At 71.2% G+C, this 23,401-nt stretch carries 21 protein-coding genes and 1 tRNA gene; 11 read left to right on the top strand and 11 right to left on the bottom strand.

The genetic code is table 11. The features are described 5' to 3' along the window. Window positions 1-143 precede the first annotated feature (143 nt). Both B0I28_RS19315 and B0I28_RS19310 read left to right on the top strand, forming a co-directional pair. Window positions 144-350, top strand: coding sequence for a helix-turn-helix domain-containing protein (locus B0I28_RS19315; RefSeq protein ID WP_219926856.1), 207 nt, complete (start codon window positions 144-146; stop codon window positions 348-350). After that, window positions 343-1,563 (top strand): site-specific integrase, encoded by a 1,221-nt coding sequence (locus B0I28_RS19310; protein ID WP_106365465.1) that lies wholly within the window; start codon window positions 343-345, stop codon window positions 1,561-1,563. Before B0I28_RS19315 ends, B0I28_RS19310 begins: the two co-directional genes overlap by 8 nt. Window positions 1,564-1,633: 70 nt before the next feature. Here the strand turns inward: B0I28_RS19310 and B0I28_RS19305 are convergent. Continuing rightward, a tRNA-Val gene (locus tag B0I28_RS19305) sits at window positions 1,634-1,708 on the bottom strand. Between the two features lie 192 nt (window positions 1,709-1,900). On the opposite strand from B0I28_RS19305, the gene B0I28_RS28310 reads away from it, so the two are divergent. Then, window positions 1,901-4,210, top strand: coding sequence for a rhamnogalacturonan lyase (locus B0I28_RS28310; RefSeq protein ID WP_106365464.1), 2,310 nt, complete (start codon window positions 1,901-1,903; stop codon window positions 4,208-4,210). A 258-nt stretch (window positions 4,211-4,468) separates the two neighbouring features. After that, on the top strand, window positions 4,469-6,706 hold the full coding sequence (locus tag B0I28_RS19295) for a hypothetical protein (RefSeq protein WP_106365463.1): 2,238 nt from the start codon (window positions 4,469-4,471) through the stop codon (window positions 6,704-6,706). A 94-nt stretch (window positions 6,707-6,800) separates the two neighbouring features. On the opposite strand, the gene B0I28_RS19290 is transcribed toward B0I28_RS19295, so the two are convergent. Together B0I28_RS19290 and B0I28_RS19285 are read right to left on the bottom strand one after the other, a co-directional pair. Then, window positions 6,801-7,832, bottom strand: a complete 1,032-nt coding sequence (locus B0I28_RS19290; RefSeq protein WP_106365462.1) for an ABC transporter substrate-binding protein — start codon at window positions 7,830-7,832, stop codon at window positions 6,801-6,803. Window positions 7,833-7,967: 135 nt separating this feature from the next. Then, window positions 7,968-8,981 carry an ABC transporter substrate-binding protein gene (locus B0I28_RS19285; RefSeq protein ID WP_106365461.1) on the bottom strand — a complete coding sequence of 338 codons (1,014 nt, stop codon included), beginning with the start codon at window positions 8,979-8,981 and terminating at the stop codon, window positions 7,968-7,970. A 97-nt stretch (window positions 8,982-9,078) separates the two neighbouring features. On the opposite strand from B0I28_RS19285, the gene B0I28_RS19280 reads away from it, so the two are divergent. The 3 genes from B0I28_RS19280 to B0I28_RS19270 are packed head-to-tail and all read left to right on the top strand — an operon-like array spanning window position 9,079 to window position 11,968. Further along, window positions 9,079-10,152 carry a FecCD family ABC transporter permease gene (locus B0I28_RS19280; protein WP_245889040.1) on the top strand — a complete coding sequence of 358 codons (1,074 nt, stop codon included), beginning with the start codon at window positions 9,079-9,081 and terminating at the stop codon, window positions 10,150-10,152. Continuing rightward, the gene (locus B0I28_RS19275; protein WP_106365459.1) at window positions 10,149-11,174 is read left to right on the top strand and encodes a FecCD family ABC transporter permease; all 1,026 of its coding nucleotides are present in this window, start codon (window positions 10,149-10,151) and stop codon (window positions 11,172-11,174) included. Before B0I28_RS19280 ends, B0I28_RS19275 begins: the two co-directional genes overlap by 4 nt. Beyond that, window positions 11,171-11,968 (top strand): ABC transporter ATP-binding protein, encoded by a 798-nt coding sequence (locus B0I28_RS19270; protein ID WP_106365458.1) that lies wholly within the window; start codon window positions 11,171-11,173, stop codon window positions 11,966-11,968. The genes B0I28_RS19275 and B0I28_RS19270 overlap by 4 nt, the downstream gene beginning before the upstream one ends. Here the strand turns inward: B0I28_RS19270 and B0I28_RS19265 are convergent. Genes B0I28_RS19265 through B0I28_RS19255 form a run of 3 tightly spaced genes read right to left on the bottom strand, consistent with a single transcriptional unit; the run spans window position 11,934 to window position 15,307 of the window. Beyond that, entirely contained in the window at window positions 11,934-13,085 is a 1,152-nt protein-coding gene (locus tag B0I28_RS19265; RefSeq protein ID WP_181245861.1) for a low temperature requirement protein A, read from the bottom strand. The genes B0I28_RS19270 and B0I28_RS19265 overlap by 35 nt on opposite strands. Window positions 13,086-13,126: 41 nt before the next feature. Further along, the gene (locus B0I28_RS19260) at window positions 13,127-14,542 is read right to left on the bottom strand and encodes a sensor histidine kinase (RefSeq protein WP_106365457.1); all 1,416 of its coding nucleotides are present in this window, start codon (window positions 14,540-14,542) and stop codon (window positions 13,127-13,129) included. A 3-nt stretch (window positions 14,543-14,545) separates the two neighbouring features. Continuing rightward, entirely contained in the window at window positions 14,546-15,307 is a 762-nt protein-coding gene (locus B0I28_RS19255) for a response regulator transcription factor (protein ID WP_106365456.1), read from the bottom strand. 228 nt (window positions 15,308-15,535) lie between these two features. Here B0I28_RS19255 and B0I28_RS19250 point away from each other — a divergent pair, with 228 nt between their 5' ends. After that, window positions 15,536-16,387, top strand: a complete 852-nt coding sequence (locus B0I28_RS19250; protein WP_106365455.1) for an SDR family oxidoreductase — start codon at window positions 15,536-15,538, stop codon at window positions 16,385-16,387. A gap of 12 nt (window positions 16,388-16,399) precedes the next feature. Here B0I28_RS19250 and B0I28_RS19245 read toward each other — a convergent pair whose 3' ends face one another. The 3 genes from B0I28_RS19245 to B0I28_RS19235 all read right to left on the bottom strand — a co-directional run bounded on the left by B0I28_RS19245 (window position 16,400) and on the right by B0I28_RS19235 (window position 18,615). Then, entirely contained in the window at window positions 16,400-16,822 is a 423-nt protein-coding gene (locus B0I28_RS19245; RefSeq protein ID WP_106365454.1) for a hypothetical protein, read from the bottom strand. 75 nt (window positions 16,823-16,897) lie between these two features. After that, the gene (locus tag B0I28_RS19240; RefSeq protein ID WP_106365453.1) at window positions 16,898-17,923 is read right to left on the bottom strand and encodes an S-adenosylmethionine:tRNA ribosyltransferase-isomerase; all 1,026 of its coding nucleotides are present in this window, start codon (window positions 17,921-17,923) and stop codon (window positions 16,898-16,900) included. Continuing rightward, a complete protein-coding gene (locus B0I28_RS19235; RefSeq protein ID WP_106365452.1) occupies window positions 17,920-18,615 on the bottom strand; it encodes an SDR family NAD(P)-dependent oxidoreductase in 696 nt (231 codons plus the stop codon). Before B0I28_RS19235 ends, B0I28_RS19240 begins: the two co-directional genes overlap by 4 nt. A 115-nt stretch (window positions 18,616-18,730) precedes the next feature. On the opposite strand from B0I28_RS19235, the gene B0I28_RS19230 reads away from it, so the two are divergent. From B0I28_RS19230 to B0I28_RS19220, 3 genes are read left to right on the top strand one after another with little or no spacing between them, the layout of a single operon-like run. Then, window positions 18,731-19,894 (top strand): GAF domain-containing sensor histidine kinase, encoded by a 1,164-nt coding sequence (locus tag B0I28_RS19230; RefSeq protein WP_425433448.1) that lies wholly within the window; start codon window positions 18,731-18,733, stop codon window positions 19,892-19,894. After that, entirely contained in the window at window positions 19,887-20,507 is a 621-nt protein-coding gene (locus B0I28_RS19225) for a response regulator (RefSeq protein WP_106365451.1), read from the top strand. Before B0I28_RS19230 ends, B0I28_RS19225 begins: the two co-directional genes overlap by 8 nt. A gap of 58 nt (window positions 20,508-20,565) precedes the next feature. Beyond that, window positions 20,566-21,618, top strand: a complete 1,053-nt coding sequence (locus tag B0I28_RS19220) for a hypothetical protein (RefSeq protein ID WP_106365450.1) — start codon at window positions 20,566-20,568, stop codon at window positions 21,616-21,618. 50 nt (window positions 21,619-21,668) lie between these two features. Here B0I28_RS19220 and B0I28_RS19215 read toward each other — a convergent pair whose 3' ends face one another. After that, window positions 21,669-22,502, bottom strand: coding sequence for an aldo/keto reductase (locus B0I28_RS19215; RefSeq protein WP_106365449.1), 834 nt, complete (start codon window positions 22,500-22,502; stop codon window positions 21,669-21,671). A 52-nt stretch (window positions 22,503-22,554) separates the two neighbouring features. Beyond that, window positions 22,555-23,391, bottom strand: a complete 837-nt coding sequence (locus B0I28_RS19210; protein ID WP_106365448.1) for an aldo/keto reductase — start codon at window positions 23,389-23,391, stop codon at window positions 22,555-22,557. Window positions 23,392-23,401: the final 10 nt, after the last annotated feature.

The following is a 23,401-nucleotide window of genomic DNA, read 5'->3' as shown; positions in this document are numbered from 1 at the left end:
GAGGCCGACGTGCTCGTCGTCAACGACTGGGAAGCGGTCGGCTTCGGCCACGACACCGACGCCGAACGCGAGTACGCCGCCGCCATCGCAGAGACCCTGCTCGAACGAAAACTCAACCGCCACAACAGAAAGGACCGCAACCAATGACCACCATGACCGCAATCAGGCCCCGCGTCGTCGGCGTCGAGGACGCCGCCGCCTACATGTCCGTACCGGTGCGGTTCATCCGCCGCCTGGTCGCCGAAAAGCGCATCCGCTACCGCAAGGTCGGCAAGTACGTCCGCTTCGACATAGCGGACCTGGACGCGTTCCTCGATGAGGGACTGTGCGAGGCGGTGCGCCGTGGCTGAGGCCAAGCGACCGCGCAAGCAGGCTCGAAAAGGTGACGGCTCGATCTACTGGGATGAGGCGAACGGCTGCTACGTCGGTTCCATCTCGCTCGGGACCAAACCGGACGGGAGCCGGAACCGTCCCTCGGTGCGTGGTGCCACGGTCAAGGAAGTCAAGCACCTGCTGAAGGAGCTGAAGGAGGACCACGACGACGGGATCGAGCTGGGAGACAAGTACACCGTCGAGCAGGCGTGCCGCGACTTCATCGCCCGCGGGCTCACGCAGCAGGACGGGAAGGACGTCCGCACCCACATCAACACGCACCTCATCCCGGGTCTGGGCAAGGCGAAGCTGAAGCGGCTCACCGCTGACGACGTGGACGACTTCCTCGCGACCAAGCGCGCGACACACTCGACCAGCTACATATCGCGGCTTCTGGGCACGCTGCGGCGCGTAATCCGCTTTGCCGAGCGGCGGAACAAGGTCCGCCGGAACGTCGCCGAACTGGTGGAGGCGCCGAGCGGCACCGAGGGGCGTCCGAGCAAGGCGCTGACCCTCGACCAGGGCAAGGCGGTGATCCGCAAGTGCCGGGAGAGCCGGGAACCTTGGATCTACGCCTACGTGGCTATCTCGATGTACACCGGCGTCCGCACCGAGGAGGCCCGGCCGCTCAAGTGGGAGCACACGCACCTGAACCCGGTGGTGGGGGAGGAGTGCTCGTGCGGGCGGCGGCACCGGGAGACGATGCGCGACGGGAGCCCGGTGCCCCCGCACGTCGAGGTCTGGCGCTCGGTCCGCAAGAAAGGCGAGACGAAGAACCAGAAGAGCCGCCGCACGATCGCGCTACCGGACTACGTCGTTGCCATCCTCGCCGCGTACCGGCTCGCACAGGTCGAGTCCCGCGAGCGGAACGGCCATGAGCACGAGCGCATCGTCTACGTCTTCGGGACGCGCAACGACACGGTGAAGGACGCGGGCAACGTGCGCCGCTACTTCCAGACCATCGTGGAGGACGCCAAGGTGCCGGGGAGCTGGACGCCGCGGGAGCTGCGGCACACCTTCGTCTCCTGGATGTCCGACGAGGGCGCGAGCGAGGAACTGATTGCCGATCTTGTCGGCCACGCGAAGACCTCGACCACGCGGACGGTCTACCGGCACCAGCTCCGGCCGGTCATCACCAAAGGCGTCGAACTGCTCGAAGAGGTGTTCAGCGAGACCCTGCAAGAGCCGTAGAAATCGGCTGATTGGCTCTGGATTTGGCTCTGACGCGAAAGCCCCGGCTCATAGGCCGGGGCTTTTGTGCTGGTGGTCGATACTGGGATCGAACCAGTGACCCCTCGCGTGTGAAGCGAGTGCTCTCCCGCTGAGCTAATCGACCGGGACGAGGGGTAACTGTACCGGATTGCGGCAGGGGCGGATGCGGTGGGGTGGGGGCGGTGTCGGGGCTCACCGGGGGGTTCTTGACAGGGCTTGCCAATGTCGATAGTCTTCGATGCGTTAAATCGTTTCAATTGTGGCGCGGAGGTCCCCCTCGACGCTCCGGCCTCGCAGGAATCGAGGAGCCCCTTCGATGCAACCCCCCAGAAGACTTCGCAGAGCAGTGGCCGTGGCGCTGGTCGGCGTGCTGGCCGGCGCCGGTGTCACCGCCTCGGCGCAGGGCCACGGCGGCGGCCGCCATGACGAGATCCAGTTGGAGGACCTCGACCGCGGCCTGATCGCCGCGGTCACCGGCGACGGCGTGTTCCTGAGCTGGCGCCTGCTCGCAGACGAGGTCACCGGTTATAACGATTCAGGACTTGAAGGAGCGGTCTTCAAGGTCTACCGGGACGGCCGCAAGATCGCCACCGTCACCGACTCCACCAACTTCCTCGACACTGCGGGCGACGCGGACGCCGAGTACAAGGTCGTCGCCGTCAAGCGCGGCCGCGACGACGTCTCCGACACCGTCTCGCCCTGGGCCGACGGCCACCTCGACGTGCCGCTCCAGAAGCCCGCCGACGGCGTCACCCCCGCGGGAGAGGCGTACACCTACAAGGCCAACGACATCAGCCCCGGCGACCTCGACGGCGACGGCGACTACGAGTACATCGTCAAGTGGGACCCCTCGAACTCCAAGGACGTCTCCCAGGTCGGCTACACCGGCAACGTCTACCTCGACGCCTACACGCAGGAGGGCGAGCTGCTCTGGCGCATCGACCTCGGCGTCAACATCCGCGCGGGCGCGCACTACACGCAGTTCGACGTCTACGACTTCGACGGCGACGGCAAGGCCGAGGTCATGATGAAGACCGCGCCCGGCACCAAGACCACCTCGTACGTCAAGGACCGCGAGCAGTACATCACCCTGCCCCGCGACGACCGCCGCGCCGGAGTCACCCACCAGGACGACTACCGGATGTCGGCCGCCGACTACTACGACCACCTCGTCGAGATGTTCCAGGGCTGGAGCGACCACCCCGAAGTCGTGAACGGCGACTGGCCCGCCACCATCGAGGCGGCCCTCGGCGCCGACGCCCAGTTCGACTTCGCATACCCGCTCTCGCAGGCCGACGCCGAAACCCTCGCCGACTACTTCATCGACGTCTACGCGCCGTCCCGCTCCGCCAGGAACCAGCTGCGGAACTTCCAGGGCTTCATCGTCGACGGACCCGAGTACCTCACGGTCTTCAACGGCCGCACCGGACTTGAGATGGACACCGTCGACTTCCCCGTGGAGCGCGGCGACGACGGCCTCCTGTGGGGCGACTACGCCATGGCCCGCATCGAGCCCGGCAACCGGGTCGACCGGTTCCTCTCCGGCGTCGCCTACCTCGACGGGGAGCACCCGAGCGCGATCTTCGCCCGCGGCTACTACACCCGCACCACCGTCACCGCGATCGACTGGGACGGAAGGAACCTGACGCAGCGCTGGCAGGCCGACTCGGGCCACGCCCCGATGTCGAACCCGTTCAACGACGGCCCGCACGGCGTCGAGGGCCCCGACCCCGAGTGGGGCACCCTCACCACGCAGGGCGACCACTTCATGCAGGTCGCCGACGTCGACGCCGACGGCAAGCAGGAGATCGTCTACGGCGCGGCGACACTCGACGACGACGGCTCGCTCCTGTACTCCTCCTACGACACCATGCCGGAGGGCTCGGCGAACCCGGGCGCCTGGGCGAAGCTCGGGCACGGCGACGCGCTGCACGTGGGCGACTTCGACCCCGATCGCGAGGGCCTGGAGATCTTCTCGGTCTTCGAGGGCGGCACGTGGGCGCCGTACGGCTACGCGATGCGCGACGCCGCGACCGGCGAGGTCCTGTGGGGCGGCTACACCGGCCGCGACACCGGACGCGGCATGGTCGGCGACATCGACCCGTCGATCTCCGGGGTCGAAGCCTGGGCGGGCCTGCCGCCGGACCAGGCCGGGAACCCCGAGGGCCTGTTCACCGTCACCGGCGAGCCCATCGAGGGCGCCGCGCCGGGCACGAACATGAGCATCCGCTGGGACGCCGACCTGACGACCCAGCTCGTCCACGGCGCCGACGCCGCCACCGTCGAGGAGACGACGATCCGCGACTACCAGGACGGCGTGGTCCTCGACGCCGCCGGGACCCTGACCAACAACTACACCAAGGGGAACCCGGGCCTCGTGGCCGACGTGCTCGGCGACTGGCGCGAGGAGCTCCTGGTCCGCACCGGCGACTCCAGCGCGATCCGGATCTTCACGTCGACGGAGGTCACCGACCACAAGCTGTTCACGCTGATGCACGACCCGCAGTACCGCGTGGGCGTCGCGAACCAGCAGACCACCTACAACCAGCCGCAGTACACGAGCTTCTACCTGGCCTCGGACATGGACTTCGGCGACGTGCGGGTGCCCGACTACTACACGCCGTGAGCTCGACGGCTTGAGATGAGGAACCGAGGCGGGGCCGCGGATCGTACATCCTATAGGAAATAGGATGTACGATCCGCGGCCCCGCCTCCATTTCGTACGGTGCCCTCACGCGGCGGCGTGGCTGAATTGAGACGTGGGATGATACGAGGAATTCACCTGGAGGCCTTGCGCAGGCCCAGGTGTTGCGGTTGAGTGAGTACCGCCCCATCACCAGCTTCCGGCGCCCCGCGCCGAGCACAAGAGCATTGGAGCTTCCCCGTGCAGTCCCTCAGACGGCGTGCCCGACTCGCGGCGGCGGCCGCGGGCGCGGTCATCATCGGCGCCTCCGGGTTCCTCTTCGCCTCGCAGGCGCAGGCCCAGGCCGACATCGTCCACATCGGTGCGGTCCAGGGCTCCATCGAGGACGGCGACACCGACTTCTCCTCGCCCCTCGCGGGCCAGACCGTGTACGTGCAGGGCATCGTCACCCAGGAGACCCTCGACCCCTCGGGCAACAAGGGCTTCTTCCTCCAGGAGCGCGCCGACGCGACCGACGGCGACGCGAACTCCTCCGACGGCATCTTCGTGTTCAACAACCAGTACTCGACGCTGCGGACCCTCGCGGGCTCCCCGGCGCGCGAAGAGCTGGGCGCCAACTGGACCGTGAACGTGGGCGACGAGATCGTCCTGCGCGGCGTCGTCGGCTCCTACTTCGGGAACATCCAGTTCTCGGGCGGCTCCGCGTACGTCTACGACGTGGTGGAGACCGGCCTCGACCCGCTCGCCGAGGTCGAGTCCGTGGAGGTCGACCCGCCGGACGACGCGAAGGCGTCCCTGGAGTACATGCGCCGCCACCTCGGCATGCAGATGACCGTCCCGGCCGACTCGGTGGTCACGGCCGGGCGCGACGTGTTCTCCTCCGGCGGCGAGGTCTGGGCCATGCGCGGGGATTCGGAAGCGGCGCAGCAGGACGGCTACGCCGCCCGCGCCTACCGCGACGCGCACCCGCTCGACACCGTCGAGGGGAACTTCGACGACGGCAACGGCTACCTGTTCGTCATCGGCGACCTGGGCATCCGCGCCACCGCGGGCACCACCGAGTCGATCATCGCCCCGGCGAAGACCTACGACGTCATCACCGAGGCCGCCACCGGCGGGATCTACCTCTCGTTCGCGAAGTACGCGGTCGAGGTCGCCGAGGACCTGGTCCTCGAAGGCGGCCTGGAGCCCGCGGAGAACGAGCCGGTCGAGGCCGCGGGCAAGCACGAGGCGTCCGTGGCCTCGTACAACATCGAGAACCTGTACGACACCCGCGACAACCCGAACTCGGGCTGCGACTTCACCGGCAACGCCGGGTGCACCGACCCCGAGGACCCCGAGGGGAACGTCAGCCCGCCGTTCGACTACGTGCCCTCGACCTATGAGGAGTACGAGGCCCAGCTCCAGCGCCAGGCCGCGCAGATCGTCGAGGACCTGAAGAGTCCCGCGATCCTCATGACGCAGGAGGGCGAGGCCCAGGACGTCTGCTCGGTCAACCCCGAGTGGACGAAGGACTCCGACCTCGGCGAGGACCGGCTCGTGTGCGACCTGGTGAACACCGGCGACGCGAACACCGGCGGCGACGGCGCGCCCGACTCGATCCAGGAGCTCGCGCTCGTCATCGCCGAGTACGGCGGCCCGACCTACACCGCCGTCGGCGACCTCGACGCGGCCGACACCCGCGGCATCATGACCGGCTTCCTGTACCAGCCCAAGCTGGCCGGCCTGTCGAACGTGAAGTCCTGGGACCCGGTCTTCGGCGACTCGCCGGAGATCGACTACCCGACCGAGGCCGACGCGATCAACGCGGACGTGCAGAACCCGAAGGCCCTGAACGCCTCGCTCCCGCAGGACGTCATCGACCAGTGCAAGTCCTCGGGCGTGTTCGCGTGCAACGGCTTCGACGTGTTCAGCCGCGCCGCGCAGGCCGCGAAGTTCTACTTCAAAGACAAGCACGGCCGGAACATCGGCGAGATCTACCTGATCAACAACCACTTCTCGTCGAGCCCGAACACGCGCGTGCTGCACCGCACCGAGCAGGCCAACTACGTGGCGGCGATCAGCGCGGCGATCCTGGACCACCAGCGCCGGGCGAAGGTCCTCGCGGGCGGCGACTTCAACGTCTTCCCGCGCCCTGACGACCCGTTCGCCGAGGGCCAGGTCATCGCGGGGGACTGGACCGGCCCGTCGGACCAGCTCGCGGGGATGTACGAGGACTCGGGCCTGTGCTCGCTGTACGACGTGCAGGTGGAGGACCACCCGGCGGCCGCGTACTCCTACACCTATGTGGGCCAGACGCAGACGCTCGACCAGATGTTCGCGTCCCCGGCGCTGCTGCGCGAGGTCGAGTGGACCGGCTCGGCGCACATCAACGCCGACTACCCGGCCGACGCGTGGGACTTCGGCGAGGAGCCCGCTTACGGCCGCTACGGCGTCTCGGACCACGATCCTTCGGTCGTCGTCTTCGACATCAAGTAAGGCCTGAACGCAAGGCGAAGGGGCGGGGGTCCACGCAGATCCCCGCCCCTTCTTCACTTTGCATTCAGTTGTGGTGGTTGAAGAACCGTCTGCCTTAGACCAGCTTCTTCGCGTTCTTGATGGCGTCGGCGAGCGCCTCGATGGAGACGGCGGCGAGGCCGTAGGAGTACATGGGCTCGGCCTCCCACGCGACGACCTGGCCCTCCTGGACGGCCGGGAGGGCGGTCCAGGTCGGGAACTCGGTGAGCGCGTCGGGCTGGAGGGCCTGGATGCGCGAGTCGAGGAAGAGGACGTCGGCGGGGTACTTGTCGGCGTTCTCCCACGAGAGGCTCTCGAAGTAGCCGCCCTCGTCGAGGTTGTCGGGCTGCACGAAGTTGACGCCCAGCTCGGTGAAGAACCGCATGTCGTTGCCCATGGCCGGGTTCGAGGCGTAGAAGACCTCGGCGGCCGCGGAGCAGGCGAGGACGGTGACGGGGTTGGCGGCGGCGGCCTCGGTGAGGGCCGCGACGGCGGCGTCGTACCGCTCCTTGTTCGCGGTGTTCTCGTCCGATTCGAGGTCGGCGCCGAGGCTCTTCGCGAGCTCGGCGTGGCGGCCGATGACCGCGTCGAGGGTGTTCGCGCCGTCGTCGGCGCTCAGGGCCACGACCTCGGCGAGCCCGGTGATGTTGTCCTTGGACTCCTCGGGGATGTACCAGAGGGTCGCCGGGTCGTAGTAGAAGTGGGTGAGCAGGACCTCGGGGCCCCAGCTCGCGTACTTCTCGACGTCGAACTCGCCGTAGGTGTTCCCGAAGACTTCGAGGTCGCCGACGGGGAGGTTCCCGGCCTGGCTGGTGGCGGTGCCGTCCTCGTTGGTGGTGGGGCCGAAGACGGCGGGGACCTCGATGCCGAAGTCGTACAGCGCGGCGGCCATGCCGGTGTAGGCGACGAGCTTGGTGGGGACGTGGTCGAGCTCGGAGGTGACGGGCTGGTCGTCGGTGAACGACCAGGGGCCGGTCGACTCGGCGCCGGAGTCGGCGTCGTCGTCGCCCGAGCCGCAGGCGGTGAGCGCCCCGGTGAGGCCGAGGGCGCCGCCCCCGGCGAGCAGGCCGCGGCGGCCGAGCTTGACCTTGTCGGCATCGAATGCCATGTGAACTTCTCCTTCGTGAAGGGCGGGGGGCCGGACTGAGCGGTCGGAATGGGCAGGGCCCGGCCGAACCGAGGTTAGGCTAGCCTAACCAGATTGCGGGCGCGTGACCTGGGCCGGTCACGTGGCGTCAGCCACTCAGAGCGCCTGGCCCGAGGTGAGCCCCTCGGCGATCCGCTCCAGCTCGATCGCGCCGCCGACGTGCGAGTACACCGGCTCGGCGTTCCAGCCGTAGACCTGCCCGGCCTCCACTGCCGGGAGCGCCGCCCAGGTGGGCTGCTCGGCGAGGAGCTGCTCGGCCGTGAGGTTCCCGGTCCGGGTGTCGAGGAAGATGACGTCGGCGTCGTACTTGTCGACGTTCTCCCAGGACAGCAGCTCCCAGTAGTTGTTCTGGTCGGGGTTGTCGGGGACCACGAGGTCGACGCCGAGCTCGGTGCTCTTGGCGAGGATGTTGAACGTCGGCGGGTTCGCGATGTACAGCCCGTCGGGCCACGCGCCCACGGCGAGGACCTTGAGCGGCTTCTCGGCGACGGCGGCGGCCACGGACCCCGCGGCGTTCCCGAAGCGCTCCACGGCCGCGGCGTTCTCCTCGGAGTTCAGGTCCGCGCCGAGCGCTTCGGCAAGGGCCGCATGGCGGTCGATGATCTGGTCGATCGTCGGCTCGGAGACCTCGATGCCGATGCCCGGCGCGAGCGACTCGATCTCCTCCAGTCGGTCCTCGGGCACGAACCACAGGTCGAAGCCCTCGTAGTAGTGGGAGACGAGGAGTTCGGGCCCGAGCGCGGCGTACTGCTCGACGTCGAACTCGCCCCAGGCGTTGCCGAGGACCGTCAGCTCCTCCACGGGCAGCCGCCCGGCCTGGAGGTCCGGCTGCCCGTCGGAGAGCGTGGTCGGCCCGAAGACCGCCGCGACCTCGACGCCGTAGTCGTACAGGGCCGCGGCCAGGCCGGTGAACGCGACGACGTTCGTCGGCACGGCCGCGAGCTTCACGTCCTCGCCGCTGCGCTCGTCGAGGAACGAGAACGGCTTGCCGTCGGGCTCGGTCTGCGCGGGGCCCTCCGCGTCGTCACTGCACGCGGCCAGGAGGGAGGCGGCGCCGAGGCCGCCCGTGGCGGCGAAGAGGCGGCGGCGGTCGAAAGCGGGGAGTGGCACGGCGAACTCCTTCGGAGGGTGATCGGCGATGGCGGGGCGAGCGACGGTTAGGTTAGCCTAAACAAAACCGCAGCCACTATCCCGCCGGAGACCGCACTTGTCAACCGCGCACCGCGCCCCCTCCGCACCGCCCGCAGTGGCGGTCGAAGGCCCAAGGGACGCAAGCGAACCCGCGCCCCGCTCGCGCAACGCGCGCCGCATCGCCGGACTCGTGGTCCTCGTTGCGGTCATCGCGGCCCTCGCCGTCGCGAGCGTCGCGCTCGGGGCCCGCGCCATGGACCTCGGCCAGGTGTGGGCCGGGCTCACCGACCCCGCTTCCGACGCCTACCCCGTGGTCACCGAGCTGCGCCTGCCGCGCACCGCCCTCGGCCTCGCGGCCGGGGCCGCGCTCGGCCTCGCCGGGGCCCTCATGCAGGCCATGACCCGCAACCCGCTCGCCGACCCGGGCCTTCTCGGCGTCAACACCGGCGCCGCGGCCGCGGTCGTCACCGCCGCGTACTTCCTCGGCTTCTCCGGGTTCGCGCAGACCATCGGGTTCGCGTTCGCGGGCGCGGCCGTCGCCACGGTCGCGACCTACCTCATCGCCGGGGCCGCCACCGCGACCCCCGCCCGGCTCGCGCTCGCGGGCGCGGCTGTCACCGCCGCCGGGTACGCGTACGTCTCCGCGATCCAGCTCATGGACGCCGCGTCCCTGGAGACCATGCGGTTCTGGTCCGTCGGCTCGCTCGTCAACGCCCACACCGCGCCGATCCTCCCCGTGGTGATCCTCATCGGCGTCGCGGCCGTCGTCGGCATCCTCCTCGCCCGGCCGCTCAACGCCCTCGCGCTCGGCGACGCCACCGCGACCGGCCTCGGCGTCGATCCGCGCGTGCTGCGCGTCGCCGGGATCGCCGCGATCACCGTGCTCGCCGGGACCGCGACGGCCGTGTGCGGCCCGATCGTCTTCGTCGGCCTCGTCGTGCCGCACGTCGTGCGGGCCTTCACCGGGCCCGACCAGAACTGGGTCCTGCCCTACTCGATGCTCACCGGGGCCGCGTTCCTCGTCCTCATGGACGTCATCGGCCGCCTCGCCGCCCGCCCCGCGGAAGTCCAGGTCGGCATCGTCTGCGCCGTCGTCGGCGGCCCGTTCTTCATCTCCCTCGTCAGCCGCAGGAAGGTGGCCCGGCTGTGACCGTCCTCAGACTCGGCGGCTACTCGATCCGCCTGCGCCACCGCGTGCTCGCCGCGGTCCTCGGCTCCCTCGCCGTGCTCGCCGCCGTCGCGATGTGGTCGGCCGCAACGGGATCGACGTCCCTCGGCCTCGAACGCGTCTGGGACGCCCTCCTCGGCCAGGGCACCAAGGGCGACGAGTTCATCCTCTGGACCCTGCGCCTGCCGCGCCTCGCCGCCGGCCTCGCCGTCGGCGCCTGCATGGGCCTCGCCGGGGCCCTCTTCCAGACCCTCACCCGCAACCCCCTCGGCAGCCCCGACCTCCTCGGCCTCACCCAGGGCGCCACCACCGGCGCGCTCATCGCCATCATCGTCACGGGCGCGTCCCTCCAGGTCACCACGATTCTCGCCGCGGTCGGCGCGCTCGCCACCGGCCTGCTCATCTGGACCCTGACGCGCGGCGGCGACCCCTCCGGGTACCGCCTCGTCCTCGTTGGCATCGGCGTCTCCGCGATCCTCGCCGGGATCAACGGGTACCTGCTCACCCGCACCACGATCATCGACGCGTTCCGCGCCGTCTACTGGCTCACCGGCGACCTCTCCGGCCGCGACTTCCGCCAGGCCGCCGCCGTCGGCATCGTCCTCGCCGCCGGGCTCGTCGTCATCGCGTTCCTCCACCGCGGCCTCGACTCCCTGCGCCTCGGCGAGGCCGCCGCCACCGGCCTCGGCGTCCGCGTCGGCGCCACCCGCGTCACCGCGCTGGTCACCGCCTCCGTGCTCACCGCCGGGGCCGTCGCCGTCGCCGGGCCGCTCGCGTTCGTCGCCCTCGCCGCGCCCCACATCGCCGCCCGCCTCACCGGCTCCGCCCGGAGCCTCCTGTGCTCGGCCCTCGTCGGCGCCCTCATCGTGACGGCCGCCGACATGATCGCCGTCGCCGGCGTCGGCGACCGCCAGCTGCCCACCGGCGTCGTCACCGGCGTCGTCGGCGGCGCCTATCTCATCTGGCTGCTCATCGCCAACCGCAAGAAGGGGATCCTGTCGTGACCGCTAGCCCGCTCGCCGCCCGCGAAGCCACCCTCGGCTACGGCCGCCACGTCATCAGCGAGGGCCTCACCGTCGACGTCCCCGAAGGGGAGTTCACGGTCATCATGGGCCCCAACGCCTGCGGCAAGTCCACCCTCCTCAAGGCCCTGGCCCGCATGCTCAAGCCCTCGCACGGGACGGTCCTCCTCGACGGCAAGGACATCCACCACCAGCCCACCCGCGCCGTCGCCCGCCGCCTCGGCCTGCTCCCGCAGTCCCCGATCGCGCCCGACGGCATCACCGTCGCCGACCTCGTCGCCCGCGGCCGCTACCCCCACCAGGGGATCCTCCGCCAGTGGTCGGCCGAGGACGAGCGCGTCGTCGCCGAGGCCATGGACGCCACCGACATCGCCGACCTCGCCTCCCGCGGCGTCGACGAGCTCTCCGGCGGCCAGCGCCAGCGCGTGTGGATCGCGATGGTCCTCGCCCAGCAGACCCCGCTGCTCCTGCTCGACGAGCCCACCACCTACCTCGACATCACGCACCAGATCGAGGTCCTCGACCTGTGCGCGAAGCTCCACCGCGAGGGCCGCACCCTCGTGGCGGTCCTCCACGACCTCAACCAGGCCGCCCGCTACGCCACGCACCTCATCGCGATGCGCGACGGCGCGGTCGTCGCCGAGGGCGCCCCCGCCGACATCGTCACCGCCGAGACCGTCCAGGAGGTCTTCGACCTGCCGTGCCGGATCATCGACGACCCCGAGTCCGGGACGCCGCTGGTCATTCCGCGGGCGCTGGCCGCGGCGCCGCGCTAGCGCGGCCCTCCAGCGCGAGCGCGCCGACCAGGACGACCACGACCGCCGCGAGCTGGAGCGCGGTGTTGACCAGGCCGAGCGGCGCGACCGCGAGCACGGCCGCGGCGAGCGCCACCCGCTCCCACGGCCTCGGCAGCCGCATCGACCAGCGCAGCCCGGCCGTCCCCAGCATGAACGCCGCGACGCCGCCCGACAGCAGCAGCGCCGACTCGAAGTCCAAGGGCGACAGCGCATGTCCGACGGCGTGCTTGAGGCCCGCGGCGAACACCAGGATGCCGACGAGCACCGGGATGAACGCGTACGACAGGCCCGCGAGGACCTTCCGGACCCGCTTGACCTGGTCCGTCGTGGCCTTGAGCGCGTGCTCGGTGCCGGGCAGGTCCCGCACGAACAGCGACCACCACAGGCACGCGCCGATCGCGAGGCCCAGCACCGCCGCGACGAGCAGGTCCGCGTCCACCGGCAGCCCGCGGGCCCCGATCCCGATCGCCACGACCGACTCGCCGAGGGCCACGATGACGACCAGGCCGTGCCGCTCGGTGATGTGCGCGGGGTGGAGGTTCAGGCCGCGCTGGCCGTGCCAGACCGGGACGGACCACACGATGGCGGCGGCGAGCGCCCAGAACCCGTAGCGCCAGGCCCCCGCGGGCCCGAGCTCGGCCGCGAACACGGCGGCGACCGCGGCGAGGTTCGCGACGAACACCGGGCCGAACGCGCGGGCGGCCTGGAGGTACATGAGGCCGTGCACGAGCACGACGACGAGCATGCCGATCGCGATCCACACGCTGCCGCTCTCGAACGCGGCGGGGATCGTGAGCGCGACGACGAGCCATCCGGCCATGGCGCACAGGAGGAGGATGCGGCGGGCGGGGCGCACGGGCGGGATGACGTTGGTGAGCCACGAGTACCCGGCGTACATCCACCACAGGAACCCGAACATGAGCACGGTCTGGAGCAGGCCCTCGGCCGGGTCGTGGGCGATGATCGCGGTGAACTGGGCGACCGTGAAGACGAAGATGAGGTCGAAGAACAGTTCCAGTGTGGAGACGGGCAGTTCGTCCTCGTCGCGGACGGGGGCGATCCGCTCGACGAACCACCGGGGGAGGAGTCGTGTCACGAGGAGTGAGCGTAGCAGCCGCGCCCGCGCCCTCCTCGCGATTATTCGAGGCGTGCGACCGGGAGCCTGACCTCGATCGTCGTGCCCTCGCCTTCGGCGCTGTCGAGGCGGATGAGGCCGCCGTGGGCGGCGACGATCGAGGACACGATGGACAGCCCGAGCCCGGAGCCGCCGGTGGCGCGCGAGCGGGACGGGTCGGCCCGGTAGAACCGGTCGAAGACCTTCTGCCGGTGCTCGGCGGGGATGCCGGGGCCGTGGTCGGCGACGCGCATGACGGCCCAGCCGTCCTCGGTCTTGACGGACACGTCGATGGCGGTCCCGGCCGGGGTGTGGACGCGCGCGTTGGTGAGCAGGTTGACGAGGACCTGCCGGAGCTGGCCCTCGTTGGCGACCACGGTGACCGGCTCGGCCGCGATGAGGCCGACCGGGTGGGTCGGGTCGGCGACCTCGGCGTCGTCCACGGCGTCCTGCGCGAGCTGCGCCAGCTCGACCAGCTCGCGGTCGCCGCCGACCTCCTCGTCGAGGCGCGAGAGGACCATGAGGTCGTCGACGAGCTTCGCGAGCCTGGCGTTCTCGGATCCGATCCGGTCCATGGCCCGGTCGAGCTTCTCGCCCTGCGCGGCCGCGCCGTTCTGGTACAGCTGCACGTACCCGCCGATCGCGGTGAGCGGCGTGCGCAGCTCGTGCCCGGCGTCGGCCACGAACTGCCGCAGCCGCTCGTGCTGCCGGTCCCGCTGCGTGATCGCGTCGGTCAGCCGCGACACCATCCGGTTGAGCGCCAAGGACAACCGGCCCATCTCGGTGCGCGGGTCGGCGACGGTGATCCGGTGGCCGAGGTGCCCGGTCGCCACGGTCTCGGCGTCGGCCACCATGTGGTCGACCACGCGGAGGCCGCGGCGGGTGATGATCCACGCGGCGAGGATGCCGATGATCGCCACGGCGACGCCGGTGATGAGGACGGTGCGCGTGAGCGTCGAGATGGACGCCTGCACCTCGGTGAGCGGCGTGGCGACGACGAAGGTGTAGATGTCGCCGGTGGTGGTCTGGCGGAAGGTCTGCGCGTAGACCCGGTAGGTCATCGTGCCGTCGGTCGAGGCGACGTTGAAGTACAGGCCGGTCTGCGGGGCCGAGGAGATGTCGGGGAGCGGGTCGGGGTCGTCGGCGGTCCCGGCCTGCTGCTCGGCCACGACCTGGCCGTCGCTGTCGAACAGCAGGAGCGCGTACTGCGAGACGAGCCGCGGCCCTTCGGGCCCGCCCGCGCCGTCGGCGCCGCCGAGGACGTCGACGGTGTTCATCCACATCGACAGGTTGTCCTCGTTGGTGGCCTTGCGCAGCTGCTCGTCGACCTGCCCGGTGAGCTTGTCGGAGACGACGCGCACGGTCACGAACCCGATGATCGCGACGGCCACGATGAGCAGGACCGCCATGGCCGCGGCGATCTTCGTCCTGATGGCCACGGGCTACTCCTGCGGCGGGCGGAGCATGTAGCCGACGCCGCGCACGGTGTGGATGAGCCGGGGGCCGAGCTTGTCGAGCTTGCGGCGCAGGTAGAACACGTACGTCTCGGCGAGGCTCGACTCGGTCTCGAAGTCGTAGCCCCACACCTGCTTGAGCAGCTCCGACTTGGACACCACGCGCCCGGCGTTCGCCGCGAGGTAGCGCAGGAGCCGGAACTCGGTGGGGGACAGGTCGATCGTCTTGCCGTCGCGGGTCACCTGGTGCGCGGCGAGGTCGAGGCTCAGGTCCGCCACCGTGACGGTGTCGGCGGCCTGGCCCGGCGCGGCCTCGCGGCCCATGGTGCGGCGCAGCACGGCCGAGACGCGCAGCGACAGCTCCTCCAGCCGGAACGGCTTCATGAGGTAGTCGTCGCCGCCGGAGCCGAAGCCGTCGCGCAGGTCGTCAGGAGCGGTCCGGGCGGTGAGGAAGATGATCGGGGTCGCGTCGCCGGAGGCCCGCATGCGGTCGGCGACGCCGAATCCGTCGAGGCCCGGCATGTTCACGTCGAGGATCACCAGGTCGGGGCGCACGGACTCGACGGCGGTGAGCGCCTCGGTGCCGCTGCGCGCCGCGCTCACGGTGTAGCCCTGGAACGAGAGGGCTTCGACCAGCAGGTCGGCCAGGCTCTCCTCGTCGTCGACGACCAGGAGACGCGCCGGGGACCCGTCGCCCCGGAGCGGCACCGCAGGCGGTACGGCGCCGGCTGGCCCGCTGGTCGAAGTCATCCACCGCTCCTCAGTACTCGTGCAAGACCCTTTGTGGTTGCCCAGCGTATGCCACCGTTTCCGGCGGTGACAGGGTTCGTGACCGTTTCCAGGCGACTTCCGCACCCGCTCCCAGCGGACGTTCAGGAAACCGCCGCGACCGAAGCCGGAGTGTCGCGCCCGCCCTGCTTCCACCTGAAGTTACTTTCCAGTAATATCAGGGGTCATCGAACCAATGGAGGCAGAGCAATGGAGCCAGCCGTCAGGGCCGCCCTGGTCAAGGACCACCCCTTCAACGGGCGCGCGGCGTTCGTCACCGGCGCCAGCCGCGGCATCGGCGCGGCCATCGCCGTCGCGCTCGGCGCCGCCGGAGCGAAGGTCGCGCTGTTCGCCAAGACCGGTGAACCGCACCCCAAGCTCCCCGGCACCCTCTACGAGACCGCCAAAGCCGTCGAGGCCGCGGGCGGCCAGGCCCTCCCCATCGTCGGCGACCTCCGCGACGCCGAGTCCGTCGCCGCGGCCGTCGACCGCGCCGCCGCCGAGTTCGGCGGGCTCGACGCCTGCGTCAACAACGCCTCCGCGCTCGACCTCACCGGCATCGGCGAGCTCTCCCTCAAGAAGTTCGACCTCATCGCGGGCGTCAACCTCCGCGGCACCTTCGCCGCGATCAGCGCCGCCCTCCCGCACCTGCGCGAGTCGAGCCACGCGCACCTGCTCACCGTCAGCCCGCCGCTGAACACCGACCCGCGCTGGTTCTCCGGAGGCCCCTACACGGCCACCAAGTACGGCATGACGATCATGACCCTCGGCGCCTCCGAGACCGAGCCCGGCGTCGCCGCGAACTGCCTGTGGCCCAAGACGACCATCGCCACCGCCGCCGTCGAGTTCGCCCTCGGCGGGCAGCCCATGCTCGACCGCTCCCGCAAGCCCGAGATCGTCGCCGACGCGGCGCTGGCGATCCTCTCGCGCGACCCGGAGTCGTACACCGGGAACGCGGTCATGGTCGAGGACCTGCTGGCCTCGATCGGGGTCACCGACCTCGACGAGTACGCGGTCGTGCCGGGCACGACCGACTTCCAGCCTGACATCTACGTCGACTAGCGGCGCAGTCGACTAGGTGCGCGGGAAGTCCTCGTCGGTGAGCCGCTCCAGGGCCGCCAGCTCCTCGCGGCGCCGCTCGGCGACCTGCTTGGGGATGCCGGCGATCACGACGGCGGCGCCCGCGGCGAGGACGCCCGCGATCACGAGCCGCACGACGCCCCAGCCGGTCTCGCGGGTCTCCCACTCGCCGAGCTCGGCGCAGGCGCCCATCTCGGTGCCGCCGTCGGGCGCGGGCGTCTCGCACAGCGCGGACGGGCTGACGCGCTCGCCGTCGTAGTAGAGGACCCGCTCCTCGCCCGGCATCGCGGTGAGGAACAGGACCACGGCGAGCGCGAGCGTCACGGCCGCGGTGACCGCCGAGACCAGGGGCGTGTCGGGGATCGCGAACCGGCGCCTGCCGCTGCGGCCCTGAGGAGCTTGACCCCTGTTGAACATCCCGGCCCTCTCGCGTTCGGTCCGGCGGCCGGTGCGGCCGCCGGACCGATGGTAACGCGCAGGTCCGGACCGGGTTCACGCGATGAGGTGGACGTCGCCGAACTCGTGCCACAGGTACTTCCCGCCGATCGCGGCCTCGTACGAGTCGCGCAGCAGCGCGGTCGGGCAGATCGCCTCCAGCATCGACAGATGGGTCGAGCGCGGCTCGTGGAATCCCGTGAGCAGGCCGTCGACCACGGCCACCGGGTTCGCGGGGGAGATGATCCGCTCGGTGTGACCGGATGTTCCGACGACCCGGCCGTCCTCGGCAGTGCTTTTTTCGACCGCGCTCTCCAGCGCCCGGACCACCGTCGTGCCGACGGCGATGACGCGCCCGCCCGCGGCCTTCGCCGTGTTCACGGCCCGCGCCGTGTACTCGCCGACCTCGAACCACTCCGGGTACGGGTCCTCGTCGCTCTCCAGCGACGCGACCCCCGTGTGGAGCGTGACGGGGGCGATCCCGACCCCGGCCGACACCAGCCGCGTCACGATCTCGGAGGTGAACGGCCTTGCGGCGCTGGGCATCTCGGCCGATCCGGGGACCGTGGCGAACACGGTCTGGTAGGCGCCGATCGGCCACTGCTCCTCGACGTACGAGTAGCTGATGGGCCTGCCGTACCGCGCCAGGTAGTCGGGGACCGAGGCGAACGGCGGGCGGACCACCCACAGCCGCTTGCCGAAGCGCCGCTCCAGGTACAGCTGGTAGCTGCCGGGGAGGTCGACGATCCGGCCGAGGACGTCCCCGAGGTAGGGCTTGTCGCGGTCGCGCAGCTCCACGAGCCACGACCCGTCGGGCCGCACCGAGGAGAAGTGGACGCGCAGGCCCTGGCGGGTGACCACCGCGGCCGGGAGCGTCCCGGAGTTGTTGACGACGAGGAGGTCCCCGGGGCGAACGAGCGCCGGAAGGTCCTCGAAGCGGCGATGGGTGATCTCGCCGGTCTCCTTGTCGGTCACCAGCATCCGCACGTCGGAGCGGCCGGAGCCGCGCACCTCGGCGGGCCTGCGGGCCTCCAGGGCGGCGTCGAGCGCGAACGCGAACGGCTCGGACAACGTGGTGCTCATTCCCTGGTTCCTTCCTGGAATTTGTCGGCCTCGTAGCGGCCGGACTCGGGCCGCGCCTCGACGAGCCGCACGATCGCGGCCGCCGCGTCCGCAGGGTCCCCGGCCTCGGCCGCGTCGGCCTCGCCCACGGCGTCGGCGAGCATCTGCGTGCGCATCTCGCCGGGGTCGACGGCCCACACGCGCACGCCCGGCTCCTCGGCGGCGAGCACGTTCGACAGCTGGTCGAGTGCGGCCTTGGACGCGCCGTAGACGCCCCAGGTCGCGTACGGGCCGGTCGCGGCGTCGGAGGTGATGTTGACGACCGCGCCGCCGCGTTCGCGCAGCGCGGGGAGCGCGAGCTGCGCCAGGTGGAGCGGCGCGCGCATGTTCAGCTCGAACACCTCCGGCAGGCGCGACAGGTCGGCGTCGGCGAGGGTCGGGAGCGGCAGTTCGCCGAGCGTCGACGCGTTGTTGACGAGCAGGTCGATCCGCCCGTCGGCCAAGGCGATCAGGCGCTCGCGGTGCTCGGGGTCGTACGCGAGGTCGCCGGCGAGGTATGCGGCGCCGAGGCGGTCGGCGGCCTCCTTGAGGCGCGCTTCGCCGCGGGCGGTGAGGATCAGGTGCCAGCCGTCGGCGGCGAGCCGCTCGGCGAGGGCCAGGCCGAGCCCGGCGGACGCCCCGGTGACGACGGCGGTTCGGGTTTCGTTGGTCATGGCAGCGACGCTATTGCCGCCCGGGGCCGCGCACATCGGCCCGAGGTCGCAGCCGGTCCCGGTCCGCAGGTCTTAAGACCAGCGACTGAGCCGCGGCCGCCCGATCCTGGGCTAGATTCGTGCCGTGACCGCCTCCCACTCTGATCCCGCCGCCCTGCTGCACGAGGTGTCGGCGGCCGTCGGCGCGATCACCAGGCACCTGTCCGTGCACCAGGTCCTCGAAGTGATCGTCTCCTCGGCGCGGCGCCTCGTGGGCGCCGACTACGCCGCGATCGGCATCCCCGACGACGACGGCGGGTTCGCGGAGTTCATCACCGACGGCATCGGCGAGGAGCAGCGCCTGGAGATCGGCCCCCTCCCGCGCCAGCACGGCATGCTCGCGGCGATCCTCGCCGAGACCGAGCCGATCCGCCTCGACGACCTGCGCCGCGACCCGCGCTTCCGCTGGTGGCCCAAGGCCCACCCGGCGATGGCCGCGCTCCTCGGCGTCCCCATCCGCGACGGCGACCGCATCCTCGGCATCGTCGTCCTCACCAACGACCTCGGGAAGCCCGGGTTCACCGCGGCCGACACCGACCTCATCGAGCTCCTCGCCTCCCACGCGGCCATCGCGATCACCAACGCCCGCCTCTACGAGCGCAGCCGCGAGCTCACCGTGGTCGAGGAGCGCAACCGCCTCGCCCGCGAACTCCACGACGCCGTCATGCAGCGCCTGTTCTCCCTGCGCCTCTCGGCCCGCGCCGCCGGGAAGCTCCTCCCCGAGGACCCCGCCGCCGCCCGCGAGCGCCTCGACGAAGTGGAGCAGCTCGCCGCCGAGGCCGTGGCGGAACTGCGCGGCGTCATCGTCGAGCTCCGCCCCGCCGACCTCGACGTCCACGGCCTCGTGGAGACCCTCCGGCGCCACACCGCGCTCCTCGACCGCCTCCACGACACCAGCGTCCACTTCGCGGTCCGCTCGCCCGTCGACCTCTCCCGCGACGGCGAGGTCGAAGTGCTCCGCCTCGTCCAGGAAGCCCTCGGCAACGCCTTCCGGCACGCCAAGGCCCGCAACGTGACCCTCACGATCGAGTCCGAACGCATCACGATCGCCGACGACGGCCTGGGCTTCGACGCCGACGAGGCCGCCACCCGCGGCCTCGGCCTCCTGTCGATGCGCGAGCGCGCCAAGGCCCTCGGCGGCGACCTCCACCTCGCCACCGCCCCCGGCGAAGGCACCGTCGTCACCCTGATCCTCGACAATGCCTCCGACGACACTGAAAGAGAAGGCAGCGATGTCTGACCCGATCCGCCTCCTCCTCGTCGACGACCACCCCGTCGTCCGCCGCGGCCTGCGCGGCTACCTCGAACTCGAACCCGACCTCGTGGTCGTCGGCGAAGCGGGCGACGGCGAAGAGGCCCTCGCCGCCATCGCCGCCCTCGACCCCGACGTGGTCCTCCTCGACCTCAAGATGCCCGGCCTCGACGGCCAAGGGGTCCTCGACCGGCTCGGCGAGTCCCGCTCCCGCATCCTCGTCCTCACCTCGGCCACCGACGCCGAGCGCGTCCCCTCCGCGATCGGCTCCGGCGCCGCCGGGTTCGTCTACAAGGACATCGACCCCGACGCCCTCGCCAGCGCCATCCGCACCGTCCACTCCGGGCAGCTCCTCCTCTCCCCGGTCGCCATGCGCGGCTTGATGAACGGCTCCACCGCCCCCGCCGCCCCCAACCTCACCCCTCGCGAGAGCCAGGTCCTCGGCCTCATCGCCAAGGGCCAGACCAACCGCCAGATCGCCCGCGCCCTCGGCGTCTCCGAGAAGACCGTCAAGACCCACGTCACCAACCTCCTCCGCAGAATCGGCGCCGCCGACCGCACCCAGGCCGCCCTCTGGGCCGTCCGCCACGGCATCGGCTGACCCCGGACCGTGACCGTCTACTGAGTCATGACCCGGAGTGCTCGACTATCTTCACCGGGTGCAAACAACACAAGACAAATTCATCAAACCCCTCATCCCCCTCACCCTCCTCACGCTGGCCGCTTCGGGCTGCTCGCTCCTCGGCGAGAAGGCCGAGGCCTACGAGCTCGTCACCGGCGACGGCGCCTCCGCGCTCTGCACCAACGGCGACGACCTGTGGTTCTTCGACCAGGACGCGGCCATCGTCGGCCCGCACTTCTCCCTCGCGCTCCTCTGCCACCACGCGGGCGCAGCGATCCCTGAGGCGCTGGCCGCGGCCGAAGGACTCGGTGAGCTGCCGGAGGCCGCGGGCGACGTGGAATGGCTCGTCAACCAGTTCGCGCTGGCGCCGGAGCTGGTCGCGGAGTCGCAGGTCGACCCCGACGACCCCGCGGCGCTGGAGTCCGAGGCGGTCGGGCTGGCCGCCTGGATCGAGGCGGGGGAGGAGCGGATCGAGCTCGACGCCGTCCCGGCGCCGGGCGCGCACCTCGCCGTGGCCGTGCCGGAGGGCGAGGACGCGGTGCTGTGGGTCGAGGAGGACGGCCGCGCCCAGGGCCTGAGCCTGCGCAGCGGGGAGCGGGTCGATCCGGTCGCCGCCTATTACGACGGCCGCACCCTCGGACCGGTCATGGGCGACGAGTTCGGATACGAGGAGGTCGCGGTCGCCAACGGCGACAATGCGTGGCGCCTCACCTGCGGCAGCAGTTTCGTCGAGAGCGACCGCTCGGCCTGGCGGCCCGAGGAGGGCTGGGCCGAACCGGGCACGGTTTTCCTCGACGTCAGGTTCAACTGGTGCAGCTACGCCGACGCCGCGCTGCGCTGGAACCTCGACGAGTCCGCGCTGACCGTCCAGGCGGGCGGAGAGCCGGTCGCCGCGACCGCCTGGTCCGCCGAGGAGCTGCCGGACACCGACGGGACCATGCGGTACACGGCCGTGTTCGCCGTCCCCGAGGACGCCGCGGGCGCGACGCTCGTGTTCACCCCGGTCGGCGACCTGGAGAACCTCGACGGCGGCGACGGCTACGCGTTCGTCGACACGCCCGCCGCGACAGAGCGCGAACTCGTGTTCTGACGGCGAACCGAAGGGCCCCGCGCGATCCGCGCGGGGCCCTTTTCTGTTCGCTAGTCGTTGCCGACGACCAGGGGGTCGCCGCCCTGGCGGACGCCCGTGTCGAGGGCGTCGATCGCGGCCAGGTCCTCGTCGGTGAGGGCGAAGTCGAGGACGGCCCAGTTCTCGCGGATGCGGTCGGGGGTCACCGATTTGGGGATGACCACGTTGCCGCGCTGGAGGTTCCAGCGCAGCGCCACCTGGGCGGGGGTGCGGTCGTGGGCTGCGGCGACGGCCTGGAGGGCCGGCTCGTCGAAGAGGGCGCCGCCGCGGAGGGCGAGCGGGCCCCAGGACTCGGTCGCGATGAGGTGCTCGGCGTGGTAGGCGCGCAGTTCGGGCTGGGCGAAGTACGGGTGCAGCTCGACCTGGTTGAGCTCCGCGGCCGCGCCGGTCTCGGCCTCGATGCGGTCGAGGTGCTCGATCGTGAAGTTCGAGACGCCCGCGGCGCGGATGAGGCCCTCGGAGCGGGCGTCGAGGAGCGCCTGCCAGGACTCGACGTACAGGTCGACGTTCGGGCGGGGCCAGTGCAGCAGGTACAGGTCGAGGTAGTCGGTGCCCAGCCGCTCCAGGGACTCGTCGAGGTTGCGGCGCACGTCGTCGTAGCCGTGCTCCCAGACCTTGCTGGTCAGGAACACCTCTTCGCGCTTGAGGCCGGAGGCGGCGACGGCGCGGCCCACGCCCTCCTCGTTGCCGTAGCCGACCGCCGTGTCCAGGAGCCGGTAGCCGGTCTCCAGGGCGGTCTCGACGGCCGCCTGCGTGTCGCCGTCCTCGATCCTGAAGGTGCCGTAGCCGAACCGCGGGATGCTCGCGCCGCCGCTCAAGGTGATTGCCGTGCTCAGTTCGCTCATGCGCGCAAAGCTACTCACCTGCCGGCCGGTTTGCCCAGTCCGCCGCCGCGCCCTACCGCTCGCCGCTGGCGGGGTCGATGCCCTGCCGCTCCCCGGTCTCCAGGGCGCTGATCGCGGCCACTTCCTGCGCGGTCAGCTCGAAGCCGAAGACGTCGAAGTTCTCGGCGATGCGGCTCGGCTTCGCGGACTTGGGGATCACGATGCACCCGTTCTGGAGGTGCCAGCGGATGACGACCTGCCCGGGGGTCCTCCCGTGCGCCTCGGCGGCCGCGGTCACCGCGGGCTCGGCGAGGACCGAGCCGGTGCGCTGGCCCAGCGGCCCCCACGACTCGGTGGCGATGCCGCGCTCGGCCTGCCAGGCGCGCAGCTCCGGCTGGTTGAAGTACGGGTGCAGCTCGACCTGGTTGACCGCGGGCCACACGCCGGTGCCCTCGTGGACCTGCTCCAGGTGCTCGGGGTTGAAGTTCGAGACGCCCGCCGAGCGGATGAGCCCGTCGGCCTTCGCCTGGAGGAGCGCTTCGTAGGTCTCGACGTACAGGCCCTGCTTGGGGGAGGGCCAGTGGATCAGGTACAGGTCGAGGTAGTCGGTGCCGAGGCGCTCCAGGGAGGCTTCGAGGGCCTCGCGGGCGGCCTTCGCGCCGTGGTGGTCGTTCCAGACCTTCGTGGTCAGGAACACCTCCGAGCGGGGGACGCCGGAGCCGTTGACGGCCCGGCCCACGCCGACCTCGTTGCCGTACATCTCGGCGGTGTCGATGAGCCGGTACCCGGTGGCGAGGGCCGCTTCGACGGCCTCCTGCGCCTCGTCGTCGCCGACCTTGTAGGTCCCGTATCCGAGCCGGGGCATCGACGCGCCGTCGTTGAGCTTCACCGTGTCGCTGAGCTGAGTCATGCCCGCGATG

Origin of the sequence: Glycomyces artemisiae, from assembly GCF_003002955.1 — a bacterium.
Classification (GTDB): Bacteria; Actinomycetota; Actinomycetes; order Mycobacteriales; family Micromonosporaceae; genus Glycomyces; species Glycomyces artemisiae.
This window is presented reverse-complemented; position numbering and strand designations above follow the sequence as displayed.

Bases quoted from the DNA above. Each gene is read 5' to 3' on its own strand.
- B0I28_RS19315 (WP_219926856.1), top strand. From the start codon at position 144: ATGACCACCATGACCGCAATCAGGCCCCGCGTCGTCGGCGTCGAGGAC.
- B0I28_RS28310 (WP_106365464.1), top strand. From the start codon at position 1,901: ATGCAACCCCCCAGAAGACTTCGCAGAGCAGTGGCCGTGGCGCTGGTC.
- B0I28_RS19290 (WP_106365462.1), bottom strand. From the start codon at position 7,832: ATGGCATTCGATGCCGACAAGGTCAAGCTCGGCCGCCGCGGCCTGCTC.
- B0I28_RS19255 (WP_106365456.1), bottom strand. From the start codon at position 15,307: ATGACTTCGACCAGCGGGCCAGCCGGCGCCGTACCGCCTGCGGTGCCG.
- B0I28_RS19250 (WP_106365455.1), top strand. From the start codon at position 15,536: ATGGAGCCAGCCGTCAGGGCCGCCCTGGTCAAGGACCACCCCTTCAAC.
- B0I28_RS19245 (WP_106365454.1), bottom strand. From the start codon at position 16,822: ATGTTCAACAGGGGTCAAGCTCCTCAGGGCCGCAGCGGCAGGCGCCGG.
- B0I28_RS19240 (WP_106365453.1), bottom strand. From the start codon at position 17,923: ATGAGCACCACGTTGTCCGAGCCGTTCGCGTTCGCGCTCGACGCCGCC.
- B0I28_RS19235 (WP_106365452.1), bottom strand. From the start codon at position 18,615: ATGACCAACGAAACCCGAACCGCCGTCGTCACCGGGGCGTCCGCCGGG.
- B0I28_RS19225 (WP_106365451.1), top strand. From the start codon at position 19,887: ATGTCTGACCCGATCCGCCTCCTCCTCGTCGACGACCACCCCGTCGTC.
- B0I28_RS19215 (WP_106365449.1), bottom strand. From the start codon at position 22,502: ATGAGCGAACTGAGCACGGCAATCACCTTGAGCGGCGGCGCGAGCATC.
- B0I28_RS19210 (WP_106365448.1), bottom strand. From the start codon at position 23,391: ATGACTCAGCTCAGCGACACGGTGAAGCTCAACGACGGCGCGTCGATG.